Raw genomic sequence first — 25,185 nt, forward strand, 5'->3', positions numbered from 1 at the left:
TGCGGAGCCCGGTATCGATGGTCTGATACGAGCTTTCCTGTCAGGGGGAATGCACGCAGCAAGCTGCCGCAGAGCTGGTCCCTCAAGATACCCGCCGCACGGGTAGCATTCGCATAGAACCCGCTATGCCGAAGCGGCGCGATGTCTCATTTTTCTATGCATTTTGTCTCAAGCCAAGGACGGCACTTCTACCAGGCCGTGCCGACCGCCTTCAACGCACGCCGCGATAGGTGGAACACACCATAAAATCAGCTTACGCACCGTCAGGCAAAGTTGGGGGAAACAGGAGATGCGGCGAGCCAGGATAGCCGGTAGTGGCTGATGAAGTGCTGCTATCGACTGACTTCGTCGAACCGGGCCTGCGCGACGAAGTCTGGCGTGAGATCGCCAAGCCCTATTTCGAGGCGACGCAAGGCGACGGAGACGAAGACACCACCCTGGAAGGCTCTATTCTTTCGCGATCGCTCAGCACGATGCTGCTGGGGGCGACGACATTCAACCAACAACACTACAGCCGCGATCGACGCATCGTCTTGCAGAGCGGGCTCGACCATTATCTGGTGCAGCTTTTCGTCTCCGGATCGCTCCTGGGCGATTGCGACGGCCGCATGATCTCTGTCGATCCGGGCGACATCTGGGTCTTCGACCTTGCCCGCACCTTCACAGGCAGTGCGCGCCCCGGATCGACGATTTCGATCGTCTTGCCGCGCGAGCGCGTTGACAAAGCAGCCGACGGGCGCAGCCTACATGGCGTGGTGCTCAAGGCAGGGTCTCCCGTCACGCGGCTTTTGACGGATTTCATCGTCAGCCTGTCGAACGTGTCGGCTGAGATGGAGCATGCCGATATGCTTGCCCTTGAGGGAGCCGCCATCGACCTGCTGGCATGCGGCCTGGCGCGGCAGCTCCCTGACGGCGCATTGGGCGACCAGGCACTTGCGCATGTGCTCCGCCGGCGCGTGCTCGATTTCATCGACGCAAATCTGTCCGAACCTGAGTTGGGGCCGACCCTGCTGATGCGGCGTTTCCGCGTATCACGAGCCCACCTCTACAGGATGTTCGCCGCCGATGGGGGCGTCGCCCGGGTCGTGCGCGAAAGGCGCCTGGATGCGGCCTATGGCGAGCTTGCGCGCCCCAGCCATCCGTCGCGCTCGATAACCGAGATTGCCTCTCGGCTTGGCTTTTCCGGCAGCTCTCAGTTCCTGCGCGCATTCCGCACCCGCTTCGGCATGACGCCGAGCGAAGCCCGGCAGGAACAGGCCCGGCCGATACTGGCCGATCAGCGGCTGGCGCAGGTACAGGCGCACTTGCTGGAATATGCGCAGAGCCTTCTTGTGGATGACGCGTCTCATGCCGGCACTCGCGACGGAGACAGCTGAGGGGTTTGCCAAAGGCCCCACGGCCGCCTCGCCGCCTGAATTTCAAGCGACATCGCGACAGGTCAACCCGCCGCGGCCGCAGCCCGGAAGCGCTGGACGAAGTCTTCGAGGACGGGGCGTTCCGTATCCGAGATTGCCCAATAGGCAAAAGCGCCGTCGTTCCAGCGGACCAACGAGAACCCGTTGGCCGAAAGAGCCGCCTCGGCTGGCGCTGCGGCGATCTCCTGCGGCACCGCGACAAGCGTGATCAGGTGCTCGTTGTGACGGTAGACGAGAGCCGGCACAGGCTTGTCTCCAATCACCTCGACCCGGCCACCGAGAAGTGAATAGCCGTCTTTCGCAAGATCTGGCGCCGGTGGCGAGACCCCGATCCTGGCGTCGAGCCATGGCTTTACCGTGTGGCGGTCCGAGGATGCGACGTCCACCGCGCTGGCCGAAAGAAGGCTGCGACGATGGCTGCTGGCGATGGCCGTAGCGATGCTGTCTTGCGCTACGGGGCCGGTCATCCAGTAGGTGGCACCGCTTGCCACCGCAGCCGAGACCAGCGCCGAAGCGGCCATCGCGCGCCAGCCGGACAAACGGAAGCTGTCATTTGCCGGCCGCGTTGCCGCCTGTTTGCGTGCAGCGACCCCCGCAATGCGCGCCTGAAAGGCGTCGCTGATCTCGGGCCTAGGCAAGTTGGAAACAGCCGTGCGGAGTGCTGCGATCCGCGCATGTTCGGCAGCAAGGACCGGATCGCTCGCCATGCGCCGCTCAAGGGCCAAGGCCGCTGCAGCGTCGAGCTCGCCGTCGACCAGGGCATGGATCAGAAGGCGCATGTCGGGCGGATTGGTCGGCAGTCCGTTATCTTCGATCATGATGGCCCCCAAGCTGCGACATCAGCATTGCTCGGGCGCGCGACAGACGGGACATGACCGTGCCCAGCGGCACGTCAAGCATTGCCGCGATCTCCTTGTAGCTGAGGTCGTTGATGTCGCGCAGCACGACAATTTCCCGATATTGGTGCGGCAGCGATGCGATGGCCGCTTCAAGTGCCGCGATGTCGGCCTTGGCGATCAGGGCCGCCTCTGGGCCATCGACGGATTGAAACTCCCTGGAAGCGGCCATCTCGTCGAGATCGCTGAGATCGCCGACAGCAACGATGCTGCGTGGCCGGTTGCGCGAGAGCCACGAATAGGAGGTGTTGCGCACGATGCTCAGCAACCAGGCGCGGGCATTGCCGCCGGCATAGCTGCCGATGCCGGCATGGGCCTTCAGACAGGCTTCCTGCACCACGTCTTCGGCGTCCGCCGCATTGCCGGTCAGCCAGCGCGCCAGCGCCAAAGCGTCGCCAAGATGAGGCAGAACCACCTCACCAAAGCGTTCGGCCGAAACATTGCCGCTCAACACAGCCGTATCATCCGGGACTCCCAAGAAGGCTCGCGGACGGCTTTCAAAATGTAACTGTGACCGTGCCCTGCATATGCGGGTGTAGCCCGCAAAAATAGGGGAAGTCGCCAGCCTTCGTAAAGGTGAAGGCATAGGTGTCGCCTGTGTCAAGCGCCTTGGACCTGAAGGAACCATCGCTCGATACGATCAGATGCGGAATGTCGTCGTCATTGCGGAACGTGACCATTGTCCCGGCTTTCACGGTCAATGTCCGTGGCGTGAAAGCGAAGTTTTCGATCTTCACCACCGGCGCATCGGCCGCAAGCAAAGGCGCATCCATGGCGGACAGGCCAAAGCCCATAACGATCGCCGCAAGTAGAGCTGAACGGATCATGCGAATGGCTCCTTCGGCTTTCCATTCAATCTTCGGCAAGCGTGTGATCGATGATCGCAAGCTCGCCACCGCCCTGCTTCACCGCAACGGAGGTGGTGCCAAGCAAACCGCGAAGCTTGCCCGGTTCGACCGTCATCGGCCCAGGTGCCGGAGCTGTGCCCGGCGCCGGCTGCGGAAAGGCGGTTGAGCGGGCGGTGTGGAAAGTCACATTGCCTTCGACCTTCTGCATGATTTGATGGATATGGCCGTTCAGCACGGTGACCGAACCAAAACGCTTGAGCAGGGCGAGTGCCTGTGCCGCGTCGTCGGTGCCCCAGCCCCATTCCGGATAGACGGCCCACAAGGGGATATGCGCAAAGACGACGACCGGGGTCGAATTGCTGACCGACTTCAGGTCGTCGGCCAGCCAGGCGAGCTGATCTGCGCCAAGATTGCCAAGCCCGCCAGCCTTCAGATTGACGACGTTGACGAGGCCGATGAAATGCACCCCGTTCTGGTCGAATGAGTACCAGCCGGCACCCTTGGTGCCCTTGCCGTAGCGCTCAAGATAGGCCTGTCCGTTGCCCTCATCGATAACATCATGTTCGCCGGGCACGTAACGCACGTCGAAGCCCGAGCCGCCGATGATCTGGGCTGCGTTGTCGAACTGCGCTGCTTTGGAAAGATGGGTGATGTCGCCGGTGTGGATCAGGAAGGAGGGCTTTGTCGTGAGTGCCTTGATCTTAGCCATCGCCTCCTTCAGCGTATCGATGGCATGCGGATTGGCCGCCTTGTCGAAGCCGATGTGGCTGTCTGAAATCTGCAGGAAGGTGAAGCCGGTGGACAATGCTTCGGCAGCCTCGGCTTCGCCCAGAAGGTTGAGCGAAACCGGGACGCCGCCTGAAAGTGTCCACAAGATGCCCGTGCCTGCCCAGATCATGCACTCCAGCGCATGGCGCCGGCTGATGCCTTCGCCGTCCTTTTCGTCATCATGGGTCATGTCGATCTCCTGCCGCGCCGCTTGTGGCGCATGCCTAGGAGACCTTTGGACGGACAGGTTTATTCCAGCCGCAGCGGCTGGCGCCGGTCACGATGACGTGACGGCACAGGCACGCTAAGTCTATGCCATCCTCAGCTGCCGATCAGCTGGCATTTGCCCGGGCGTGGTCGACATAGATCTCGCGCAGCCTGGTCACGATCGGACCTGGCTTGCCATTGCCGATGGATTTTCCGTCGATCCGGGTCACCGGCATGACGAAGGTTGAGGCGCTGGTGATGAAGGCCTCCGCCGCGCCCAAGGCTTCCTCGACCGTAAAGCGGCGTTCCTCGAGCGTCAGGCCGCTCTCGTCCGTCAACTGAACGATCGCCTGCCGCGTGCAACCAGGCAGTGTGCGCCTGCTGTTGGCCGGCGAAACGATCTTGCCGTCTTGCGTGATGATATAGGCCGTGGACGACGCGCCCTCAGTGACATGGCCGTCCTCGACCATCCACGCCTCGTCGCAGCCTTCGGCACGCGCGTCGCGCTTGGCCAGCACCTGCGGCAGCAGCGACACGCTCTTGATGTCGCGCCTGGCCCAGCGCTGGTCGGTCACCGTCTTGACGGCAATGCCGGTCTTGGCAGCAGCGACGTCGGCCAGAACCTTGGGCTGAGTGAACAGCAGGAGCGTTGGCTCCAACTCGTCGTCAAACAGGAAATTCCTTTCCTCGGCACCGCGCGTCAGCTGGAGATAAACGACGCCCTCCTCAAGCCCATTGCGCTCGATCAGGGTATGTTCGATCTGCTCGATCGCAGCAGTGGTGACCGGCAGGCGCAAGCCAAGCTCGCGCGCCGAACGTTCCAGCCTTGCCATGTGCAACGCGCTGTCGACGAGTTTTCCTCCAAGGACCGCCGTCACTTCATAGATGCCGTCGGCGAACAGGAAGCCGCGATCGAAAATCGACAGCTTCGCCTCCGAGGCCGGAAGGTAACTACCGTTCAGCCAGACAATGCGGTTTTGTCCGCCATTGGTCATTGGAACTCTCCAAATCTGGGTGATGTTAGCGCTGCTTGTTTCGAGCCAGCGCTTTCAATGAAATTGCCTCGACGCGAGACGGCTTGCCTGTGCCGGCATCATAGCCATCGACGGTATGGGCCATGCACAGCGAGTTGAGGATGGCTTCTTCCGTCGCTTCGATCACCGCCTCAAACAGCGGCGACATCAGTTCATTGGGCAGCGTCGGTGCGGTGACGATGCCGGCGCGCCTTTCGGGCGTGCGGCGAACGCTTTCATTGGTCGAAAACACCAGCGCATAGTCGCCCGAGCCGTTGCTCAGGGCCGCTCCCGTCCTGGCGAGGCCACCGAAGGCACGCTGGCCCAGCCGCTTCAAATTGCGCTCGCACAAGGGCGCATCCGTCGCCACCACGATAACGATGGAGCCGTCCTTGTCCTCGGATGCAGGCTTGGCGCTCCAGGGTTCGCCATCGACCAGCAGCCGGCCGCCATAGTTGGACTGAACCAAAACGCCAATCGTGAAGGCTTCGCCGCTCTTGAAGGGCACGCGCCGCGAGCTTGTGCCGATGCCTCCCTTCATCCCGAAGGCCACGGTGCCGGTGCCCGCGCCGACAGCACCTTCGGCCACCATGCCATCCCTGGCAGCATTTATCGCCGCACTGATCTCCGAAATATGGGGGCGCCCAGCGCGGATGTCGTTCAGGCGGGAATCGTTGGTCTCGCCGACCACGGCATTGATCGACACCACCCGGTTGTTGCGGGGCTGCGCCAGCGTATATGCGTGGATCGCCTCGATGGCGCGTCCGGTCGCTAGCGTGTTGGTCAAGATGACAGGTGTTTCGATCTCGCCCAACTCGTCGATCTGGGTCGAGCCTACGAACTTGCCATAGCCGTTGAAGACGGCGAGTGCGGCTGGAACCTTGTCGCGAAAGATGTTGCCGCCATGCGGCAAGATCGCGGTGGCACCGGTGCGGATGGTGTCGCCTTCGACAACGGTCGAGTGCCCTACCAGAACGCCAGCAACGTCGGTGATCGCATTGAGCGGGCCCGGCGCGAAAACGCCTGGCGCTATGCCAAGGTCACGCAACCTGCAACGCGTCGATGTCTCAGCAATGTCGGTGCAGCCGTGTTTCATGCGACATCCTTAGTTCCGTTTGCCGGCCGGAAACATTGCAAAGGTGGAATAGTTTGATGCCGTTGCCGCAAGCCGCAGAAAGAGCACGGCATTGCGGCTGACGGCTGAGCGCTTGCTTCCGGACAAACTATTCCAGAACTGCATGACCCATGCCCTTTTGCGAATTTGCATTTGCCGGCTCATATCCAGATACTCGCGGAAAAGAATTTTAGGGTGGGGAAAGTCGATGAGTAAAAGTGCCGGTAGCCCGGATATGATCCTGCATAACGGCACCGTCTGGTGCGGCTATGCGGAGGGCATCCGGCAGGCAGTCGCGATTGGCCAGGGCACAGTGCTGGCAACCGGATCGGACGAGGAGATTCTCGCGCTGAAAGGCGCCGAAACCAAGTTCATCGACCTTAACGGGCAGTTCGCGACACCCGGCCTCAACGACGACCATTTGCATCTGATTTCCACCGGCCTGTCCATGCAATGGGTCGACGCCAGCCCGGAATCGGCGCCGACGCTTGCCATCCTGCTCGACAAGCTGCGCAAACGGGCCCAGGAAACGCCCAAGGGCGGCTGGGTGCTGGCGCGCGGCTATGACCAGGTCAAGCTCGATGTCGGCCGTCATCCGCACAAGAGCGAACTCGACCAGGTTACCACAGACCATCCGCTGATGCTCGTGCGCGCCTGCGGCCATATCAGCATCTTCAACTCGCGCGCTTTCGAGCTGGCAAACGTCAACGCCTCGACACCGGCACCAGCCGGCGGTGTCATCGAAACGGTCAACGGGACTTTGACCGGCATGGTGGCCGAGAATGCGCAATCCGTGCTGCGCGCGGCGATCCCTGTCCCAAGCCAGGACGACCTGATCGATGCCATTGAACGGGCCGGCAAATACCTTTTGTCCTATGGCATCACCAGCTGCATGGACGCAGCCGTCGGACAGGTTGATGGCTTCGCCGAAATCCACGCCTACAACAAGGCAAAGCAAGAGGGCCGGTTGCCGGTGCGGGTCTGGCTGACGTTGCTCGGCGACCCCGGCAATTCGGTCGTCGACGAAGCCTATGCCGCCGGGCTGGTCTCGGGTGCCGGCGACGACTGGTTGCGCATTGGCGCGGTCAAGATCTTCCTTGACGGCTCAGCCGGCGGGCGCACCGCTTGGATGTCGCAACCCTATCTCGGCGAAGACAACACCGGCGTGCAGATCCTGTCCGATGACGAGCTTGAGAAGCTAGTCGCGGAGTATCACGCCCAAGGCTATCAGCTCGCGTGCCATGCCATCGGCGACAGCGCCATCGGGCAGCTGATCACCGCCTATGAAAAGGCACTGGCAGCCGTTCCGGATGCCGACCGCCGCCACCGGATCGAGCATTGCGGCTTTTCAACCGAAGCCCAGCACAAGCGCATGCTGGCAGCTGGAATCTATCCCTGCCCGCAGCAGGCGTTCATTTACGATTTCGGCGACAGCTACATTTCAGTGCTCGGCGAGGAACGTGCGCTGTCTGCCTATCCGCTGAAGACCTGGGACGATCTAGGCTTCAAGCCGGGCACGGGCAGCGACTCGCCTGTCTGCCTGCCCAACCCATTCCCCAATCTCTACTCCATGGTCACCCGCAAGACCTGGAAGGGAACGGTCATGGACGCGGGCCAGCGCGTGCAGATGGGCAAGGCGCTTCAGGCCTACACCGAGTATGGCGCGTTCTCGCAGAAGGCGGAAACGATCAAGGGCCGCATCGTTGCTGGCCAATTGGCAGACGTCGCGGTCTTCTCACGCAACCTGCTGACCGCGTCACCCGAAGAAATCCTGCACGACACACAATGCACTTTGACAATCGTTGGTGGCGAAGTCGCCTATGAGCGCTCGGCAGCCGTGTAGAGCGGAACGAATAAAATAATAAAAACAATACAATAGCTAAAACAAATAGGAGGAATCTCGCATGTTCAAAACCTTGTCCTTGACCGCGATGCTGATGCTCGGCGTGTCCACAGCAGCTCTCGCGCAAGAACCGCGCTCAGGCGGCGTACTCAATTTCGTGGCCCCTTACGGCTCCAGCTTCGCCACACTCGACATCCATGCCACGCCGCAGACCCAGGACGAATTCTACGCCAAGGCGATCCATCGCAGCCTCTACAGCTGGGATTCACTCAAGAATGAACCCGTGCTCGAGCTGGCGACAGGCGTTTCCGTGTCCGACGACGGCAAGGTCTACACTTACAAGCTGCGCGACAACGCCTTCTTCCACAACGGCCGCAAGATGACCGCCGATGACATCATCTGGTCCTACAAGCGCCTTGCCACGCCCTCCAACGCCTTCCCCGGCGCCCGCTACATCGCCGATATTGAGGGTGCGGATGCCTTCGCCAGCGGCAAGGCGACCGAGATTTCTGGCCTGAAGAAGATCGACGATTTTACGCTTGAAATCACCTTCACCGCGCCGATCAATCCCGGCTTCAACCTGATGCGCACCAACGCGGCCATCTATCCGGCCGACATCGGCGACAAGGCGGCGACCAATCCGATCGGTCTTGGGCCTTTCAAATTCGTCGAGCACGTGCCTGGATCGCGCATCGTCGTCGAGAAGTTCGACAAGTTCTACGAGCAGGGCAAACCATATCTCGACAAGGTCAACATCGTGATCATGGAGGACTCGGCGGCGCGCGACGTGGCCTTCCGCAACCAGGAAATCGACGTGACGGTGCTGGGCCCGACCCAGTATGTCGCCTATCAGGGCGATGCCGCACTGTCCAAGAACATCCTGGAAGTGGCCGAAGGCTACACCCGCAATGTCGGCTTCAACCCCAATTTCGCACCTTTTGCCGACAAGCGCGTGCGCCAGGCGATCAACTACGCCATCGACACCAAGCTGATCGTCGAGCGGCTGGCCAAGAACAAGGCCTACCGCGCGGTGAGCTGGCTGCCATTGTCGTCTCCGGCCTATGACACCACAGCCCAGCCCTACGCCTACGATCCGGAAAAGGCCAAGGCGCTGCTGGCAGAGGCCGGCTTCGACAAGGGCTTCGAGTTCGAACTCACGGCAACGCAGAATGAAAGCTGGGGCCTTCCCATTGTCGAAGCGATCATTCCGATGCTGGCTAAGGTTGGCGTCACAGTGAAGGCCAAGCCGGTCGAAGCGTCTGTCCTGTCCGAAGTCGTGCCGGCGGGCGACTTCCAGGCCTATATGTGGTCGAACGAGAGCGGACCTGATGCGCTCGCAGCACTGCAGTGCTTCTATTCGAAGACCGCGCAAAGCGCCTGCAATTACTCCAACTACAAAAACCCAGAATTCGACAAGCTGTTCGAGGCGGCCCAGACAGAGCGTGACCAGACGGCCAAGACCGAACTTCTGAAAAAGGCCAACAACTTCCTGCAGGAAGAAGCGCCGGTCTGGTTCTTCAACTACAACAAGGCGGTCATGGCCTATCAGCCCTGGCTGCATGGCCTGAAGCCGAACGCGACCGAGCTGGCCATCCAGGACTACGAAGATCTCTGGATCGACGAGACCGCGCCCGCTTCGCGGAAGTAACCTCCATCACAACTAAGAGTCCCCGACCCGCTGCCTGCGGGTCGGGATAACGGGAGGGGTCGGCCCGGATGCTGCGCTTTATCATTCGCCGGATATTGCAGGCGATCCCGACCGTTATCGCGGTCGCGCTTTTGATTTTCGTGATCTTCTCGGTGGTTCCGGGAAGCTTCACATCCAGCCTGATCGCCGATGGGCGATCAGCATCCGACCCTTTGCTTGTCGAGCGGCTGAACAAGGAATTCGGCCTCGACAAGTCGCTGCCCGAACGCTTCACCGCCTATGTCTACGATCTGGCGCGTTTCGATCTCGGCACCTCGTTTCGAACGCGCGAGCCGGTAACCGACGTGATCGGCGCGCGGCTATGGCCGTCGCTAAAATTGGCGATCGCCGCCATGGTTTTTGCTGTGGTATTCGGCGTGCCACTGGGGTTTCTGGCTGCGCTCAAGCCCGGCAGCATTCTTGATACCGTGACGATGATCGGCGCGGTTTCGGGCCTGTCGCTGCCGCAGTTCTGGCTCGGCCTGCTTTTGATGTATCTCTTCGCGCTCCAGCTTGGCTGGCTGCCCAGCTTCGGTTACGGCGATGGCGGGCTGCGCAACCTGATCTTGCCGGCGATCACATTGGGGGTAACGCCTCTAGCGCTGCTTGCCCGCACGACCCGCGCTGGCGTGCTCGAAGTGATGAATGCCGATTTCATCCGCACGGCATATTCCAAAGGCATGAGCAGTGGCCGCGTCGTGCGCTGGCATGTGACACGCAACGCGCTGGTTCTGATCGTCACGACCATCGGCTTGCAGTTCGGCTCGCTGATGGGACAGGCGGTGGTAATCGAAAAACTGTTTTCCTGGCCGGGCCTTGGCTCACTGCTGGTCGACAGTGTCGCCCTGCGCGACATTCCGGTCGTGCAAGGCAGCATCCTGGTCATCGTCCTGTGGTTTTTGCTCATCAACACGATCGTCGACGTTGTCTATGCCGCGATCGATCCACGTATCAAGCAGGACTGAGCCATGCGTATCCAGTTCAACCTGATCGTTGGCGGCTTCCTGACAGCACTGGTCATCCTGGCCGGGCTTTTCGCGCCCTGGCTCTCGCATCTCGATCCGGTTCTCGACGCCGATCTGATGAACGCCGAATTGCCGCCGGACTGGACATTCTGGTTCGGCACCGACGCGCAAGGCCGCGATATCTACACACGGGTGCTCTATGGTGCCCGGATATCGCTGACCGTGGGCATCGTGTCCCAGCTCATCAACACAGTGATTGGTCTGGCACTGGGTATCTCGGCCGGCTATTTCGGCGGCTGGTGGGATGACCTGGTCAATGGGCTGACAAACGTCATGCTGGCCATTCCATCGCTGATCTTTGCCATCGCCATCATCGCGATCCTCGGGCCGGGACTGCCGAGCCTGCTGATCGCGCTGGGGCTCACTAACTGGTCCTGGACTTGCCGGATCGCGCGCAGCTCGACGCTTTCACTCAAGGGCCTCGGCTACGTCCAGGCGGCGAAGACGCTTGGCTACGGCAATATCCGCATCATGATCACCCAGCTCTTGCCGAACATGATGGGTCCGATCCTGGTGATCGGAACCTTGGGCATGGGGGGGGCTGTGCTGTCGGAAGCCGCGCTATCGTTCCTCGGGCTTGGCATTCGCCCGCCCTTCCCCAGCTGGGGCAGCATGCTGACCGACGCGCGCGAGCTCATCGTCATCGCGCCATGGGCAACGATCTTTCCCGGCCTTGCCATCTTCTTGTCCGTGCTCGGGTTCAACCTGCTGGGCGATGGCCTGCGCGACATGCTCGACCCGCATATGAGGATCCGCCGCGCATGAGAGATATCCCTCTTTTAGAAATCAAAAACCTGGATATCGGCCTGAAGGTCGGCGGTCACGAGCAGAAAATCGTCAAGGACGTCTCCTTCAACATCATGCGTGGCGAGGCCTTTGGCCTTGTCGGTGAATCAGGTTGCGGCAAGACGATCACCTCGCTTTCGATCATCGGCCTGATGAAAGGGCCACTTGCGGTGACCGGCGGCCAAATCCTTTTTGACGGCACGGACCTGCGCAGCCTGTCGCCTCGCGACATGCGCAATCTGCGCGGCAATCGCATCGCGATGATCTTCCAGGAGCCGATGACCGCGCTCAACCCGCTGGCGACAGTCGGGCGGCAAATCGCCGAGATGTTCGTCCTGCACAAGGGTACGAGCTGGAAGGAGGCCGAACAGCGCGCGGTCGAAGCCTTGGCCAGCGTCAAGGTGCCGGCGCCCGAGCAGCGCGTGCACAATTACCCCCACCAGATGTCAGGTGGCATGCGCCAGCGCGTCATGATCGCCATCGCTCTCGCCTGTGACCCGGACCTTCTGATCGCCGACGAGCCAACGACCGCACTCGACGTGACTGTGCAAGCCGAAGTGCTGAAGCTCATCCACGAGCTTTGTTCGGCTCGCAACACCGCTGTCTTGATGATCAGTCATGATCTTGGCGTCATCGCCAACATGTGCCAGCGCGTTGGCGTGATGTATGCCGGCAAGCTCGTCGAAGAGCGCGATACCTACGACCTGTTCGCCGATCCACGGCATACCTACACCAAGGGCCTGCTCGGCGCCTTGCCCCGGCTCGGTTCGCGACAACGCCATGGTCGCCAGCGCCTCGTCGACATCGACAGCATCGTCACCGACAAGAGCAGGCTGACCGAAGAATTCTACTTCGAGCCACGCAAGCCTCAAATGGCCGCGCGTGCCGATAGCGAGGCTCGCTGAGCATGTCTGGTCAAACAACGGCGACCGATCGCCCCTTGCTCGAAATCAACGATTTGCACGTCCATTTCCCGGTGAGCGGCGCACTTTTTTCCCGGCGCAAGCAAGCGTTGCGGGCCGTCAACGGGGTCAGCCTCCATCTCAACAAGGGGGAATGCCTGAGCATTGTCGGTGAATCCGGCTGCGGCAAGTCGACAACCGCCCTGTCGGTGATCGGGCTCCAGGCTCCGACCTCAGGCGATATTCTTTTCGAAGGCAAATCGATCATTGGCGCCAACTCGCCACCCCGCATGGAACGCGCGCGGATCGCACAGATGGTTTTCCAGGACCCCTATGCCTCCCTCAACCCGCGCCAGACGGTGCATCGTTCGCTGGCCGAGCCATTACGCCTGCACGGCACCAAGTCCCGCAGCGAAATCGACGACCGGGTCACGGAGATGCTGCGCCGTGTCGGCCTGACGCCGGAACAGGCAACCCGCTTCCCACATGAATTTTCCGGCGGCCAGCGCCAGCGCATCGGCATCGCGCGCGCGCTGATCCTCGACCCACACATCATCATGCTGGACGAACCAGTCTCGGCGCTGGATGTGTCGATCAGGGCGCAGATCATCAACCTGTTGCTCGATCTCAAGGAGCAGCTGTCCTTGTCCTACATCATGATCAGTCATGATCTCGGCGTGGTCGAGCATATGAGCGACCGCGTTGCGGTGATGTATTTCGGCCAGATCGTCGAGGTCGGTCATTGGGACGCGATCTTCTCAAGCCCGACACACCCCTATACACGCAAGCTGATCAGCACCATTCCCGACCCGGACGCCATCTTGCAAACCGGCGTCAAGGCAGTCTTGCGGAACGCGCCGCCACCGCCTCAGGGGTATCGGTTTTATCCGCAAGACATCACCAATCCAGACGTCTATGCCGCCCCTGCACTGAGCGAGCTGATTTCGGTCGGCGAGGATCATCAGGTGCGTTGCCAGCGCCTCTCCGCCTGAAACGCTGGCAGGCGCCGAATTCGCTGGTCATCGATTGACCTGATCGCCCGCCTTGACATGACGTCGACTTCGGCGGCATCCCATGATCACGAATTCAAAGTGTTACGCGTCGCTTGCGCCCCCACTGGGCCGCACGGCGATGCCCAGGGGGGCGGCGTCTTGGAACTCAAGTGGCTGGAAGACTTCCTCGCCTTGGCGGAAACCAATAGTTTCTCCAAGGCCGCGGAAGAACGGAACATCACCCAGTCCGCCTTCAGCCGCCGCATCAAGCAACTCGAGATATGGCTCGGCTCGAGCCTGATCGATCGCGCCACCTACCCCTCGCGCCTTACCGCTGCCGGCGAAAAGTTCGTGCCCGTTGCGCGCGAGGCCGTACGCAGCCTGACGCAGGCGAGGCGAAGCCTGCGCGAGCAAGAAGGGGCCGAGGCCCAGACGATCACCGTCACCGCGCTGCACACGCTGTCGTTCACCTATTTCCCCGGCTGGCTGCGCACTGTCAGCGACAGGGTCGGCCCGCTCCTGTCGCGGATCAAGCCCGACCTAGGCAGCATGGAAGAAAATGTCAGCTCGCTTGTCGACGGCGACTGCGATTTCCTGCTGACCTATGCGCACCCCGCGGTATCCCTCGTGCTCGATCCCGCGCTCTTCGAGTACCGCATCCTCGACCAGGAGACGATCATTCCGATCTCCGCGCCATCCAGCGACGGCAAGCCGTTGCATGATCCCGACCGGGAGCGCCCAGCAAGCTATGTCGGCTATGAAAAAGGCTCGTTCTTCGGCCTGCTGTTCGGCGAAGTTCTGTCTGAAAGGCTTGCCGCCCACAAGCGTGCCCACACCGGCTCGATGTCAGTGGGGCTCAAAGGCATGGCACTTGCCGGCTGGGGCGTAGCCTGGGTTCCCGAAAGCCTGGTCCGGGCGGAACTGGACAACGGTACGCTCGTTCGAGCAGGCGATACGTCGTGGGACATCCGGGTCGAGATCCGCCTCTACCGCTCCCGCCAGAACCGCCGTCCCATCGTCAACCGCGTCTGGCAATGAGGGGATCCGCCCGACCGTCCATCCCCACAGCGATGCTCGGCACATAGCCCCCGCGCACCAGAAGCCCCTCTCCGACAATGCAACTGCATTTGAGACAAAGCCTCAATTCCGTTGTGTGGCGACCTGCCTGGGAATGAGGAAGCGGGCGGCAAGGACGCAGAGCAGCACGGTAAACATCAGGATCAGCGCAACGAGCGCGTTTATATCGGGCGAAAAACCAAGCCGCATCATCGCCCACAGCCTGACGGGCAGCGTGCTCTGGGTTCCGGTCACCAGAATGGTGATCATGGTTTCATCGAACGACAAAGCGAAGGCTAAGATCGCGCCGCCGATCATCGCGCTCGAAAGATTTGGCAAGATGATGCGCCAGAACGTCTGCCACCTTGTGGCACCCAGATCGTAAGACGCCTCCACCAGCGTGCTGCTCATCGACTGCAAGCGCATTAGTACCGTGCGGTAGACAATCGCCAGGACAAAGATCGTGTGACCGATGATGACCGTCAGCAGCGAGCGCTCGATGCCAATTTCACGGAAGAAGATCAGGAGCGCCAGACCGCTGATGATCGGCGGCATCAGGAATGGCAGGAAGATGATGAACTGGAGGACTGACCGCCCGCTGCGGCGGCCGTGATAATAGAGCGCCAGCAGCGTTCCACCCACCACGGACAGGACAACCGTACAGACACCGACAATCAGCGTGGTGCGCAGTGCGAGGAGAATGTCCCGGTTCTCGGCCAAGGCCACGTAGGCCGAAACCGTTGGGGACGACCAATCGACCTCGCCGCGCGTGATCGTAAAGAACGACGACACGATCGGCACAAGCAGCGGACTGTAGAGCAGCATGGCGACCAGCGCCGTGACAGCGGCCAGAAAGATCGTGGACGGCCGAAGCGCGGCACTCATGGCAAAGTCCCCCGATTGCGCCCGAAGCGCTCGCCGAGGAGAATTGCGGCGATCACCACTACGGCCAATGCCACCGACAGGGCCGCGCCAAACGGCCAGTTATAAGCTGTACCGAACTGGCTGTAGAGGATGCGGCCGAAGGTGAACCCGCTGATGCCACCGACCATTTGCGGGGTCAGGAAATCGCCGATCGCCAGCACGAAAACAAAGCTCGCCGCCGTTGCCACACCCGGCAGGCTCAGCGGCAGTGTGATGCGCAGGAACGTCTGCAATCCACTGGCGCCGAGATCGTCGGATGCGCGCAGCAAGACCTGCGGAATGCGTTCGAGTGCGAGGAAAATCGGCAGGATCGCGAAGGGGATCAGCAGGAGTGTCAGGGTAAGCAAGATGGCGTTCATGTTGAACACGAAGAGCGAGGATGGCTCCTCCAGGATGCCGATCGCCACCAGTGCCTTGTTGAGAAAGCCATTGAGGCCGAGGATGCTGCGGATCGCGTAGATCTTGATGACATAGCTCATCAGCAGCGGCACCAAAAGCAGCATGAGCAAGGCGTAGCGCCACCGCCCCTTCAGCGTGGTCAGGAAATAGGCCGCGGGGTACGCCAGCAAGACACAGATCGCCGCCACCGAAACGCACAGCACGATCGTGTTCCAGAACACCGGCAGGAAAACAGGATCGGTGAAGAAGCGAACGTAGTTGCCGAGCGTAAGGGCGTGGTTGATCTCACCCTGATCAACGCTGAAAAAGCTGTAACCCAGGAAGATCGCCAGCGGCACGAGAATGAAGATCACTGGCAAGGCGAAAGCGAGTGCCGTCACCAGCAGTGACCATCGCATTTCGGAAAGCCGCATCGAACTGTAGCTGGTCATGAAAGCACCAGATGGCCTTCGTGCGGCATGAACGAAAGCGCCATTGTCTGGCCGCATGTCAATGCGCTGCCGTTGACCCGGCTTGGGAAACGCAGCCTCAGGCGCGGCGCGTTTTCGCCGTAGCCGGCAGTGATGGCGGCGACGGTCGATGAGCCGCCAAAGGCCATATCGACAATCTTGCCTGAAAAGCAGTTATCGGCGTCCTGCGCATTCGCAAGGTGCAGGGCCTCGGGACGAAACACGGCAAAGGCGCTGGTTCCGTCCGCCGCAGCCTTTAGTTGAGGCTGCCCGACAACGGAACAGACCAGACGCCCGAGGCCTGTCTCGATGGATCTCAACTCGCCCTTGACTGGCCCAAGCGCTCCCGGCACCAGATTGTTTTCGCCAAAGAACCGCGCCACAAACTCGCAATTCGGCTTGTAGTAGAGCTCGTGCGGGGTGCCTAGTTGGCGAATGTGACCAGCCTGCATCACGCAGATACGGTCGGCCATGCCGATGGCTTCTTCCTGATCGTGGGTAACGAACAGGAAGGTGGTCTTGATTTCGCGCTGAATGGATTTCAGGAATTCCTGCATCTGGCGCCGCAGTTCGAGATCGAGCGCGGCAAGCGGTTCATCGAGCAGGATGAGGCGCGGCTGGCAGATCAGCGCGCGGGCCAGCGCCACACGCTGACGTTGGCCGCCGGAAAGCTGCGCGGGAAAGCGATCGGCAAAGCGCCCGAGTTGGACCAGCTCCAGAGCTTCCGCGACGCGGCGAACGATCTCCTTGCGCGGCACATGGCGGACTGAAAGCCCATAGCCGACATTGCCGGAAACGGTCAGGTGCGGAAATAGCGCATAGTCCTGAAACACCGTATTGAACGGCCGCCGGTTGATCGGCATGCGACTGATGTCTTCACCGTCCAGCCGGATTTCGCCTGATGTCAGGGGCTCCAATCCGCCGATGAGCCGCAGGACAGTGGTCTTGCCCGAACCCGAAGGTCCCAGGACGGTCAGAAATTCGCCATCCCGGATCGAAAGATCTAAGTCGTGGAGCACGGGAACCGCGCCGTAGGACTTGGATACGGACCGCAATGTAAGCAGGTCGGGATTCTGGTTCATAAGTTACTCTTGCGTAGATTTGGCAATGGTCCGGACATGTCCGGACCATCGGTGTTTCGAGTGCCCAACTCAGAGATCAGGGCGTAGCTTTGACCTCGTTCCACATATCCGAACGCTTGAGTGGGTCCTCGACATTGTTGAGCCAGACCAGCTTGTCGTTGCCGCCGGCACTGCCGGTTTCAGTGACCGTATTGCCAAAGCCGGTACGTTCGGAGAGCTCACCACCGATCTTCTTGCTCAGCATGAAGTCGATCCACTTTTCTGCTGCGGCCTTGTCGCGAACGCCTTTGGAGATGACCCAGTTGTCGAGCCAGGCCAATGCACCTTCGCTTGGATTGACATAGGCGACGTGGGCGCCGATGTCCTTGAGCGCCTTGACCTGCTGCTGGCCGTAATTGGCCCAGATCAGAGCAACGTCGTTGTTCTTGTAGATCTGCTGCGCTTCATCGGCGGTGGTGTAAAAGCTGAGCACGTTGCGCTTGAGGTCGACCAGCTTGGCCTTAACCGCCGCCAGTTGCTCGTCGCTGAGATTAAACGGATCCTTGTAACCGAGCGTCAGCGCCGTGAATGAGAAATTGTGCTCGCCATTGTCATAAGCCAGGATCTTGCCCTTGAATGCCGGATCCCAGAGTGCTGCCATCGACGTCGGCGCTGGTTTGACCTTGTCGGTGTCGTAGATCAGGCCGATCGAGTCGAAGCAGAACGGAATGCCGTAAACCTTGCCATCGTTCATCACGCCGCCAACCGCCGCCAGATCGCGAAAGCGCGGCAGCACGTCCTTCTGGTTGGCCAGCTGCGCGACGTCGATCGGCGCTACAAGATCAGCCTTGATATAGCGCTGCAATTGCGCGGTGTTGACTGCGAAGACATCGAAGTCCTGGCCTTCGCTGCCCTTGATCTTGGCCCAGATTTCATCGTCACTGCCGATGAAGACAACATCGACGCCTATGCCAGTGTCGGCAGTGAATTGCTTGACCCAATCAGCGTCTGCGTACCCGTCCCAGGCCAGGACCCGAAGATTCTCGGCCAAGGCCGCCGATGCCATCAGGCCGATGCCCAATCCAACTGTCGCTATCCTTAGAAGCAGTCTTTTCAGTGCCATAACTAACCTCCCTTGATCATGCATGATGAGCCGCAATTCGCAGGTCTTCCGCTGTCACAGCTGCGTGACGACGACCAATCCCTCGTCCGGCATAAGCTCCATCCGGTTGCGCAGTGGCTTGCCGAACTGCTGGGCCTGGATTTCATATTCGTCGCCGGGTGTCGTCTGGACGCCCGAGGCGTAGCTCATGACTGCCGCGCCGAAGAAATAAGCGTGCAGGTCGCCGGGCCTGCGGTTCATCGGGTAGCGGAAATGATAATGCTCAAGATTGGCGATCGAGTGCGACATGTGCGCCTCGCCCGACAGAAATTCCTGCTCCCAGATCACGGCGCCATTGCGCCGGATGCGCGAGTGCCCACGCACTTCATCGGGCAAATCCCCGACGAGAAGTTCCGGGCCGATCGAACAGGACCGGAGCTTGGAATGGGCAAGATAGAGGTAGTTCTCCGCTTCCGTAACATGGTCGGAAAACTCGTTTCCAAGCGCATAGCCGATGCGATAGGGACGACCATCGGGCCCAGTGAGATAGAGCCCGACAATCTCGGCCTCCTCGGCCCCAGCACGGGCGAATGCAGGCAGCGGCAACGGCGAGCCAGGCGCAACGACACAGGTGCCGACACCTTTGAAAAACCACTCTGGCTGAACCCCGAACTGGCCGGCGGCGGGTTTGCCCCCTTCCAGTCCCATGCGGAAAATCTTGAGGGAATCGGATTCTTCGGCATCCTCACCGTGAGTCAGGACGTGCATCTTGTCTCGCGCGGCAGCACTTCCGGTATGGGTCAGGCCCGTGCCGGTGACAAGGAAGCGCGCTGGCTCAGGATGATCGACCGGGGCAAGCACCAGGCCGGCACGCAACAGCTCGTCATAGTCGATCTGGTCGGCCGTCATACGCTCCTCGACGAGCGTTGCAATGGATACGCCCCGGGCAATCGCCGCTTCAGCCAGTTCCAGGACAGTGCCTGTTTCCTTGAGCGGGTGCAGATGGTTGCCGTCGATCGAGACACGGCCCACCCGGCGGTCTCCGGCCGGCATTTTGAATTGAACAAGACGCATGAAGTCACCTTTTTCCATCGGGCGGGTCACACCCACCCTCCATCGACGATGAATTGCTGGCTTGTGCACATGCTGCTGTCGTCGGCTGCGAGAAACAGCGCCATGCGCGCGATATCGGACGGCTGCAGTCTATCCGGCAGGCATTGCCGTTCCTCAATCTGGCGCTCGCCCGCCGGGGTCAGCCACAACCGCATTTGGCGTTCCGTCATGACCCAACCCGGCACCATGCAGTTGACGCGGATGCGTTCGGGGCCGAGCTCGCGGGCAAGCGCACGTGTCATGCCGTAGACGGCAGCTTTCGCCGTCACATAAGCCGGGCAATCCGGATCGCCGACCATCCAGGTGATGGAGCCAAAATTGACGATCGAGCCACCACCGAGTGCGCTCATCTGCGGACGCACGGCCTGGGCCGCGAAAAACTGGTGACGCAGATTGACCGCCATGCGATCGTCCCAATAGGACACGGTCACATCCTTGGTTTGGTGGCGGTCGTCGCTGCCCGCATTGTTGCACAGCACCTGGATCGGGCCGTTGTGCTGCATCGCCTGCTCGACGGCGGACCGCAGATCCTCGACATTGCGCAGGTCGCAGGGAACGAACAGCGGCGGCGCCTCGCCCTGCGCGCCGATGGCTTCGACGAGACGCCTCGAAGGCTCCTCCGCCACATCGACAAAAGCGACGCGGCTGCCCTGGGCGCAGAAGTGACGTACCAGGCTCTCGCCGATGCCGCTGCCGCCGCCGGTTATGAAAACGCTGCGGCCCCTCAGGCTGGGGAAGATGGCGTAGCTGCTGGTTTCGCCAGTCATCGCCCGCGCCCTCTAGTGCGAATGCCGAGGGATGCCGGCGTCGCGGCGGCCGACGAGAAAATCGAAATCGCAGCCCTCGTCGGCCTGCAGCACGCGCTCGACATACAGGCTTTGGTAGCCGCCTTCCGGCGGCGGCGGCGGCGTCCAGTCGCGACGGCGGATCGCCAGCTCTTCATCGGAAACGAGAAGCTCCAGGCGACGCCCGGCCACATCGAGTTCGATAAGATCGCCATCGCGCACCAGTGCAAGCACGCCCCCGGCGGCTGCCTCGGGCGCGACATGCAGGACCACAGTGCCATAGGCGGTACCGCTCATGCGCGCGTCCGAAATCCGAACCATGTCGGAGACGCCTTGCTTGAGCAGCTTTGCCGGCAGCGGCATGTTGCCGACCTCGGCCATGCCGGGATAACCGCGTGGACCGCAATTTTTGAGCACCATCACCGACGAGGCGTCGATATCCAGATCGGGATCGTCGATGCGGGCGTAGTAATGTTCGATGTTTTCGAAGACGACGGCCCTGCCGCGATGCTGCATCAATTCAGCCGTTGCCGCCGATGGCTTAATCACCGCCCCGTTGGGCGCGAGATTGCCGCGAAGGATCGATATCCCCCCCTCCTCGGTCAACGGGTTTTGCAGCGGCCGGATCACCTCGGAATTGTAGTTGGGCGCGCCGTCGACGAGTTCGCCGATGGTCCTTCCACTGACAGTCATGGCATCGCGATGAAGAAGCCCCACCTCATCGAGCGACGCCATGACCGCAGCTAGCCCCCCGGCGTAATAAAAGTCTTCCATCAGGAATCGGCCGGACGGCATCAGGTCGACGATCGTGGGCACGCCGCGTCCAAGGCGATCCCAGTCTTCAAGCCCCAGCGCCACCCCAACCCGACGGGCGATGGCGATCAGATGCAACACAGCATTGGTCGAGCCCCCGATTGCCCCGTTGACGCGAATGGCATTCTCGAAGGCCGCCTTGGTGAGGATCTGCGAGATCGTCACGTCCTTGTGGACCAGATCGACGATGCGTCGTCCCGCCAGATGGGCCAAGACACCCCGCCGGGAATCGACCGCAGGGATTGCCGCGTTGTCGGGCATGCCGATGCCGAGCGCTTCGACCATGCTTGCCATGGTCGAAGCGGTCCCCATTGTCATGCAACTGCCGGCCGACCGGCTCTGGCCCTGTTCGGCGGCGAGGAAATCGGCCACGGCCATGCGCCCGGCTTTCACGTCCTCGGCGAATTTCCACACATGGGTGCCCGAGCCGATATCCTGCCCCCGGAACTTGCCATTGAGCATAGGCCCGCCCGAAATGGTGATGGTCGGCAGATTGCATGACGCCGCCCCCATCAGTAGCGCCGGCGTGGTCTTGTCGCAGCCGGCCAGCAGCACGACGCCATCCATCGGATTGCCCCGGATCGATTCCTCCACATCCATGCTTGCCAGATTGCGAAACAGCATGGCGGTCGGGCGCATGTTGCTTTCGCCCAGCGACATTACCGGAAACTCGAGCGGCAGGCCTCCAGCCTCATAGACGCCGCGTTTGACATGGTCCGCAAGCGCACGAAGATGGGCATTGCACGGGGTCAATTCGGACCAGGTGTTGCAGATCCCGATCACAGGACGGCCGTCGAACTCGTCGCCTGGAATGCCCTGGTTCTTCATCCAGCTGCGGTGCATGAAGGCATTCTTGCCCTCGCCGCCAAACCATGCGGTTGAACGCAGCTTGCGTTTTTCATCCGTCACAACGTCTGTTCCTTGCGGCGCTTGTTGCGGTTCTCGACGCTGCGGCGCACGTCTTCCTCGGCGTTGTTGATGAGCACCAGAAGCGCCTTTTGCGCGCCCGGACCGTCGCCAGCGGCGATTTTTTCGGCCACTTGTCTGTGCAGTGGCAGCGAGTGGCGCTGCCCCTCGGGGTTGTCGTTGGAAAGGCGAAAGCTCATCACAAGAGCGGTCTCGACCAGGGCAGCCAGAGAGCCGATTAGTTCGTTGCCGGTCATGCGCAAGATGGTCTGGTGGAACACAAGGTCCGGCTTGGCGAAACGGTCACCATCATCGCCAACCGCTTCCATTTCGGTCAGCGCAGCGTTCATCTCGGCGATCTGGCCCGGCGTGGCACGCTGGGCTGCGAGTGCCGCGGACATGGGCTCGATGGCTCGACGCAACTCAAACAATGCCCTGACGTCGTCGGCGCTGACAGCCCCGGCGTAGCGCCACGACAAGACATCCGGATCGAGGAAATTCCAGTCGGCGCGGGGACGCACCCGCGTTCCTGTCTTGGGACGCGACTCGACAAGCCCCTTGCCCGCCAGAACCTTGATCGCCTCGCGCAGCACTGTGCGGCTGACACCCAGCATTTCGCTGGAGTCGTCGGCATTGGGAAGCGCTTCGCCGGGCAGGAAATCACCCTGGACGATGCGCAATCCGATTTGTTCGACCACTGTCGCATGCAACGCCGTCGAGCCGCTGGAAACCGCGATCGCAACCCGGGAGACGCGGGCCGCGCTGAAGGACTTTTTATTCTTCATACTATTCATATGATATGTTTTATAGGCACGGTCGCCGGAGTCAAGAGGTCGACATCGGTCTCGCCACCAGATGCGCCGCTGATCCTGCTCGATACGGTTTTTAAGGCATGGGCACGCTGCGGATCGCAACGTTCACGTCCACGCTTTCCAGGCACAATTGACTGGTCAGCGAAGAGGCATCGCGGCTAAAGCGGCGAATGCGCGGCTTTGAGACGCGGCAGCTCAGGCAAATCGAATGGGGATCGGCAAATCAATAGTGTTGCGGGCGGAAGCTGAGCGCCAACACGTGACCGTATTCGAAAAATCTACAGCATTAAGCAAAGCGGCTCATGAAGAACCACTGCCGGCGCTCTAAGTAGCCAGGGATGCAAATAGGCTCAGGATGATCGTCGGGCATCTCGCCTAGCCAATCATCATACTGCTGAAATTGGACCCACAAAAACGAAAAGGCGGGAGTTTGCCCCCGCCTTTTCGTCGCCAAATGGGCTGATCTGAAATGATCATGTCTAAAAACCTGCGGCAGTTTGCTGCCCAGGTCTCCGGATCAACCATGTTTCTCGCGCGCTCATTGGAGCGGCCGTCAGTACAGTCGAGACTATGCCGCGCGCCTCCGGCTGCCAGGGTGCGCGAGAAAAATCAGGCTTTGCTGAGATTGCCAGCAGAGGACTTGCCGGTGCGGCGGTCCTGCTCGATCTCGAAATTGACCTTCTGGCCATCAGCGAGGGTCGAGAGTCCAGCGCGTTCAACAGCGGAGATGTGAACGAAAACGTCCTGACCACCATCATCCGGCTGAATGAACCCAAATCCCTTAGTGCTGTTGAACCACTTCACGGTTCCAGTCGCCATATGCTTATTCCTTGTAACTCTAGCAATGTGCATGGCCCGAAAGTGAGGCCGGTTCGGTTCGTATCAGGATTTTGAGAAAGACGCAGCAAAAAGATGACAGCCCATCGGCCAGCATCGATGCCGCTTTCGTTGTGCCGGTTTCCCCCGCGATGCCGGCGGAGGACACTCAAGCCGCTTCCGTGCCGGATGTCAGCCCTTTGCCGTCCGCTTCTTCTTTTCGGGATCATCGAAGGTCAACGTGTGGGCGATCGCGTTGGCTCTCAGCGACCTGCCCCGCACCTCCAACTTCACGCCTTGCTTGGCATAAGGCACGTCGAGACGAGCAATTGCCATCGAGCGTTTGGTCAGCTTCGAATAGGACGGGCAAGTGATGACGCCAACCTTGTTGCCGTCCGCCCAGACCTCGTCGCCGAGATCGGCCATCTTGTCGCCCTCGATCAGCATGCCGAAGATCTTGAAGCGCTCCTGGCCCTTCTGGCGATAATGCTCCTCGGCACCGCGGAAGCCGGTCTTGCCAGGCGAAACCGTGAAATCGAGCCCAAGCTCCCACAGGCTGTCGCCGACGGGCTGGCCCGGGATCGGATACATCTGGGAATTGTCATAGGGGTAAAACAGCAAATAGCTCTCGACGCGCAGCAGGTCGAGCGTGCTGAAGCTGCACGGGATGATACCCATCTCCTTGCCTTCGGAAAGGATCGTGTCCCAGACAAGACGCGCGTCCTGGCCACGCACGAAGATTTCATAGCCGCGCTCACCGGTATAGCCCGTGCGCGAGATCGTCACCGGCGCTCCAAACAGCGTGGTGTGGACGTGGTGGAAATAGTTGAGGTCGCGGATGCCGGGCACATGCCTGGCGAGGAAGTCGACGGCGACCGGTCCTTGCAGCGACAGGTCGTGCAGATCGTCGTCGAACAGCACGGCACAATTACGCCCGGCCGCCTGCTTGACGATTTCTTCATGCGCGGTGCCGGTGCCGGAGACCAGCATCCAGGAATTGGGCCCATTGCGATAGATCACGCAATCATCGGTGAGATGGCCACGCTCGTTGAGCATGGTTGCGTAGACCGAACGGCCCGGCAGGATCTTGGCCATGCTGCGGGTCGTGATGTATTCCAGGATGGCGATCGCGTGAGGTCCGATCAGGTGCGTCTTGCGCAGGCCCGACACGTCCATCAGCCCGGCCTTGGTGCGGATCGCGACATGCTGGTCGAACGGGTCGGCGTCGTACGTCCAGGCAGTGCCCATGCCGCTCCAATCCTCGAGATTGGAACCCAGTGCGCGGTGGCGGTCGCCGAGGGCGGTGAAGCGCCAGCTCAAAGTCATTGTATCCTCCGGTCATTTTGGCAAACAGGTTTCGTGCCGGCGCGGGTCACAGCGCACCAGGAACGTCTTTCGTTCGTCGCTCCTCCTGAGCAGGACCCGCGACAGATTTTAAGGAGTTTGGGCAGGC

Annotated in this window: 24 protein-coding genes; 8 read left to right on the plus strand and 16 right to left on the minus strand. The window is 61.1% G+C overall.

Features of this window, described 5'->3' with window-relative positions:
- Positions 1 to 314 precede the first annotated feature (314 nt).
- On the plus strand, positions 315 to 1,376 hold the full coding sequence (locus tag AC1DLV_RS13235; protein ID WP_476800011.1) for a helix-turn-helix domain-containing protein: 1,062 nt from the start codon (positions 315 to 317) through the stop codon (positions 1,374 to 1,376).
- A gap of 62 nt (positions 1,377 to 1,438) precedes the next feature.
- Here AC1DLV_RS13235 and AC1DLV_RS13240 read toward each other — a convergent pair whose 3' ends face one another.
- The 6 genes from AC1DLV_RS13240 to AC1DLV_RS13265 all read right to left on the minus strand — a co-directional run bounded on the left by AC1DLV_RS13240 (position 1,439) and on the right by AC1DLV_RS13265 (position 6,243).
- Positions 1,439 to 2,233 carry an anti-sigma factor family protein gene (locus AC1DLV_RS13240; RefSeq protein WP_476800012.1) on the minus strand — a complete coding sequence of 265 codons (795 nt, stop codon included), beginning with the start codon at positions 2,231 to 2,233 and terminating at the stop codon, positions 1,439 to 1,441.
- The gene (locus AC1DLV_RS13245; RefSeq protein WP_476800013.1) at positions 2,220 to 2,762 is read right to left on the minus strand and encodes a sigma-70 family RNA polymerase sigma factor; all 543 of its coding nucleotides are present in this window, start codon (positions 2,760 to 2,762) and stop codon (positions 2,220 to 2,222) included. The genes AC1DLV_RS13240 and AC1DLV_RS13245 overlap by 14 nt, the downstream gene beginning before the upstream one ends.
- Before the next feature lie 46 nt (positions 2,763 to 2,808).
- Positions 2,809 to 3,138, minus strand: coding sequence for a cupredoxin domain-containing protein (locus AC1DLV_RS13250; RefSeq protein WP_476800014.1), 330 nt, complete (start codon positions 3,136 to 3,138; stop codon positions 2,809 to 2,811).
- A 25-nt stretch (positions 3,139 to 3,163) separates the two neighbouring features.
- Positions 3,164 to 4,117: a metallophosphoesterase family protein gene (locus AC1DLV_RS13255; protein WP_476800015.1), complete on the minus strand. Its 954-nt coding sequence runs from the start codon at positions 4,115 to 4,117 to the stop codon at positions 3,164 to 3,166.
- Positions 4,118 to 4,259: 142 nt separating this feature from the next.
- Positions 4,260 to 5,129 (minus strand): D-amino-acid transaminase, encoded by an 870-nt coding sequence (locus AC1DLV_RS13260; protein ID WP_476800016.1) that lies wholly within the window; start codon positions 5,127 to 5,129, stop codon positions 4,260 to 4,262.
- Between the two features lie 25 nt (positions 5,130 to 5,154).
- Positions 5,155 to 6,243, minus strand: coding sequence for a DmpA family aminopeptidase (locus AC1DLV_RS13265; RefSeq protein WP_476800017.1), 1,089 nt, complete (start codon positions 6,241 to 6,243; stop codon positions 5,155 to 5,157).
- A 226-nt stretch (positions 6,244 to 6,469) separates the two neighbouring features.
- Here AC1DLV_RS13265 and AC1DLV_RS13270 point away from each other — a divergent pair, with 226 nt between their 5' ends.
- From AC1DLV_RS13270 to AC1DLV_RS13300, 7 genes are all read left to right on the plus strand, one after another.
- Positions 6,470 to 8,104 carry an amidohydrolase gene (locus tag AC1DLV_RS13270; protein WP_476800018.1) on the plus strand — a complete coding sequence of 545 codons (1,635 nt, stop codon included), beginning with the start codon at positions 6,470 to 6,472 and terminating at the stop codon, positions 8,102 to 8,104.
- A gap of 61 nt (positions 8,105 to 8,165) precedes the next feature.
- On the plus strand, positions 8,166 to 9,752 hold the full coding sequence (locus AC1DLV_RS13275) for an ABC transporter substrate-binding protein (protein ID WP_476800019.1): 1,587 nt from the start codon (positions 8,166 to 8,168) through the stop codon (positions 9,750 to 9,752).
- A 68-nt stretch (positions 9,753 to 9,820) separates the two neighbouring features.
- On the plus strand, positions 9,821 to 10,756 hold the full coding sequence (locus tag AC1DLV_RS13280; protein WP_476800020.1) for an ABC transporter permease: 936 nt from the start codon (positions 9,821 to 9,823) through the stop codon (positions 10,754 to 10,756).
- Positions 10,757 to 10,759: 3 nt separating this feature from the next.
- The gene (locus AC1DLV_RS13285) at positions 10,760 to 11,581 is read left to right on the plus strand and encodes an ABC transporter permease (protein ID WP_476788719.1); all 822 of its coding nucleotides are present in this window, start codon (positions 10,760 to 10,762) and stop codon (positions 11,579 to 11,581) included.
- On the plus strand, positions 11,578 to 12,507 hold the full coding sequence (locus AC1DLV_RS13290) for an ATP-binding cassette domain-containing protein (protein ID WP_476800021.1): 930 nt from the start codon (positions 11,578 to 11,580) through the stop codon (positions 12,505 to 12,507). Before AC1DLV_RS13285 ends, AC1DLV_RS13290 begins: the two co-directional genes overlap by 4 nt.
- Before the next feature lie 2 nt (positions 12,508 to 12,509).
- The gene (locus tag AC1DLV_RS13295; RefSeq protein WP_476800022.1) at positions 12,510 to 13,496 is read left to right on the plus strand and encodes an ABC transporter ATP-binding protein; all 987 of its coding nucleotides are present in this window, start codon (positions 12,510 to 12,512) and stop codon (positions 13,494 to 13,496) included.
- A 159-nt stretch (positions 13,497 to 13,655) separates the two neighbouring features.
- Positions 13,656 to 14,534 carry a LysR family transcriptional regulator gene (locus AC1DLV_RS13300; protein ID WP_476800023.1) on the plus strand — a complete coding sequence of 293 codons (879 nt, stop codon included), beginning with the start codon at positions 13,656 to 13,658 and terminating at the stop codon, positions 14,532 to 14,534.
- Between the two features lie 102 nt (positions 14,535 to 14,636).
- On the opposite strand, the gene AC1DLV_RS13305 is transcribed toward AC1DLV_RS13300, so the two are convergent.
- The 10 genes from AC1DLV_RS13305 to AC1DLV_RS13350 form a co-directional block, all read right to left on the minus strand.
- On the minus strand, positions 14,637 to 15,437 hold the full coding sequence (locus AC1DLV_RS13305; RefSeq protein WP_476800024.1) for an ABC transporter permease: 801 nt from the start codon (positions 15,435 to 15,437) through the stop codon (positions 14,637 to 14,639).
- Entirely contained in the window at positions 15,434 to 16,306 is an 873-nt protein-coding gene (locus AC1DLV_RS13310) for an ABC transporter permease (protein WP_476800025.1), read from the minus strand. The genes AC1DLV_RS13305 and AC1DLV_RS13310 overlap by 4 nt, the downstream gene beginning before the upstream one ends.
- Positions 16,303 to 17,406, minus strand: coding sequence for an ABC transporter ATP-binding protein (locus tag AC1DLV_RS13315; RefSeq protein ID WP_476800026.1), 1,104 nt, complete (start codon positions 17,404 to 17,406; stop codon positions 16,303 to 16,305). The genes AC1DLV_RS13310 and AC1DLV_RS13315 overlap by 4 nt, the downstream gene beginning before the upstream one ends.
- Positions 17,407 to 17,482: 76 nt before the next feature.
- Positions 17,483 to 18,508: an ABC transporter substrate-binding protein gene (locus AC1DLV_RS13320; protein WP_476800027.1), complete on the minus strand. Its 1,026-nt coding sequence runs from the start codon at positions 18,506 to 18,508 to the stop codon at positions 17,483 to 17,485.
- Positions 18,509 to 18,562: 54 nt separating this feature from the next.
- Positions 18,563 to 19,561: an AraD1 family protein gene (araD1, locus tag AC1DLV_RS13325; protein ID WP_476800028.1), complete on the minus strand. Its 999-nt coding sequence runs from the start codon at positions 19,559 to 19,561 to the stop codon at positions 18,563 to 18,565.
- A gap of 26 nt (positions 19,562 to 19,587) precedes the next feature.
- Complete coding sequence (locus tag AC1DLV_RS13330; RefSeq protein WP_476800029.1) at positions 19,588 to 20,367, minus strand: SDR family NAD(P)-dependent oxidoreductase; 780 nt, start codon at positions 20,365 to 20,367, stop codon at positions 19,588 to 19,590.
- A 12-nt stretch (positions 20,368 to 20,379) separates the two neighbouring features.
- Positions 20,380 to 22,107 carry an IlvD/Edd family dehydratase gene (locus AC1DLV_RS13335; protein WP_476800030.1) on the minus strand — a complete coding sequence of 576 codons (1,728 nt, stop codon included), beginning with the start codon at positions 22,105 to 22,107 and terminating at the stop codon, positions 20,380 to 20,382.
- Entirely contained in the window at positions 22,104 to 22,889 is a 786-nt protein-coding gene (locus AC1DLV_RS13340) for a FadR/GntR family transcriptional regulator (RefSeq protein WP_476800031.1), read from the minus strand. The genes AC1DLV_RS13335 and AC1DLV_RS13340 overlap by 4 nt, the downstream gene beginning before the upstream one ends.
- A gap of 636 nt (positions 22,890 to 23,525) precedes the next feature.
- Entirely contained in the window at positions 23,526 to 23,735 is a 210-nt protein-coding gene (locus AC1DLV_RS13345) for a cold-shock protein (protein ID WP_476785013.1), read from the minus strand.
- Between the two features lie 189 nt (positions 23,736 to 23,924).
- On the minus strand, positions 23,925 to 25,058 hold the full coding sequence (locus tag AC1DLV_RS13350) for an aminomethyl transferase family protein (protein ID WP_476800032.1): 1,134 nt from the start codon (positions 25,056 to 25,058) through the stop codon (positions 23,925 to 23,927).
- Positions 25,059 to 25,185 lie beyond the last annotated feature (127 nt).

Source organism: Aminobacter sp. 01T433 (genome assembly GCF_056398585.1).

Bases quoted from the DNA above. Each gene is read 5' to 3' on its own strand.
- araD1 (WP_476800028.1), bottom strand. From the start codon at position 19,561: ATGCGTCTTGTTCAATTCAAAATGCCGGCCGGAGACCGCCGGGTGGGC.
- AC1DLV_RS13255 (WP_476800015.1), bottom strand. From the start codon at position 4,117: ATGACCCATGATGACGAAAAGGACGGCGAAGGCATCAGCCGGCGCCAT.
- AC1DLV_RS13270 (WP_476800018.1), top strand. From the start codon at position 6,470: ATGAGTAAAAGTGCCGGTAGCCCGGATATGATCCTGCATAACGGCACC.
- AC1DLV_RS13320 (WP_476800027.1), bottom strand. From the start codon at position 18,508: ATGGCACTGAAAAGACTGCTTCTAAGGATAGCGACAGTTGGATTGGGC.
- AC1DLV_RS13290 (WP_476800021.1), top strand. From the start codon at position 11,578: ATGAGAGATATCCCTCTTTTAGAAATCAAAAACCTGGATATCGGCCTG.
- AC1DLV_RS13260 (WP_476800016.1), bottom strand. From the start codon at position 5,129: ATGACCAATGGCGGACAAAACCGCATTGTCTGGCTGAACGGTAGTTAC.
- AC1DLV_RS13250 (WP_476800014.1), bottom strand. From the start codon at position 3,138: ATGATCCGTTCAGCTCTACTTGCGGCGATCGTTATGGGCTTTGGCCTG.
- AC1DLV_RS13305 (WP_476800024.1), bottom strand. From the start codon at position 15,437: ATGAGTGCCGCGCTTCGGCCGTCCACGATCTTTCTGGCCGCTGTCACG.
- AC1DLV_RS13340 (WP_476800031.1), bottom strand. From the start codon at position 22,889: ATGAAGAATAAAAAGTCCTTCAGCGCGGCCCGCGTCTCCCGGGTTGCG.
- AC1DLV_RS13310 (WP_476800025.1), bottom strand. From the start codon at position 16,306: ATGACCAGCTACAGTTCGATGCGGCTTTCCGAAATGCGATGGTCACTG.
- AC1DLV_RS13330 (WP_476800029.1), bottom strand. From the start codon at position 20,367: ATGACTGGCGAAACCAGCAGCTACGCCATCTTCCCCAGCCTGAGGGGC.
- AC1DLV_RS13315 (WP_476800026.1), bottom strand. From the start codon at position 17,406: ATGAACCAGAATCCCGACCTGCTTACATTGCGGTCCGTATCCAAGTCC.
- AC1DLV_RS13265 (WP_476800017.1), bottom strand. From the start codon at position 6,243: ATGAAACACGGCTGCACCGACATTGCTGAGACATCGACGCGTTGCAGG.
- AC1DLV_RS13350 (WP_476800032.1), bottom strand. From the start codon at position 25,058: ATGACTTTGAGCTGGCGCTTCACCGCCCTCGGCGACCGCCACCGCGCA.
- AC1DLV_RS13295 (WP_476800022.1), top strand. From the start codon at position 12,510: ATGTCTGGTCAAACAACGGCGACCGATCGCCCCTTGCTCGAAATCAAC.
- AC1DLV_RS13285 (WP_476788719.1), top strand. From the start codon at position 10,760: ATGCGTATCCAGTTCAACCTGATCGTTGGCGGCTTCCTGACAGCACTG.
- AC1DLV_RS13240 (WP_476800012.1), bottom strand. From the start codon at position 2,233: ATGATCGAAGATAACGGACTGCCGACCAATCCGCCCGACATGCGCCTT.
- AC1DLV_RS13345 (WP_476785013.1), bottom strand. From the start codon at position 23,735: ATGGCGACTGGAACCGTGAAGTGGTTCAACAGCACTAAGGGATTTGGG.
- AC1DLV_RS13280 (WP_476800020.1), top strand. From the start codon at position 9,821: ATGCTGCGCTTTATCATTCGCCGGATATTGCAGGCGATCCCGACCGTT.
- AC1DLV_RS13275 (WP_476800019.1), top strand. From the start codon at position 8,166: ATGTTCAAAACCTTGTCCTTGACCGCGATGCTGATGCTCGGCGTGTCC.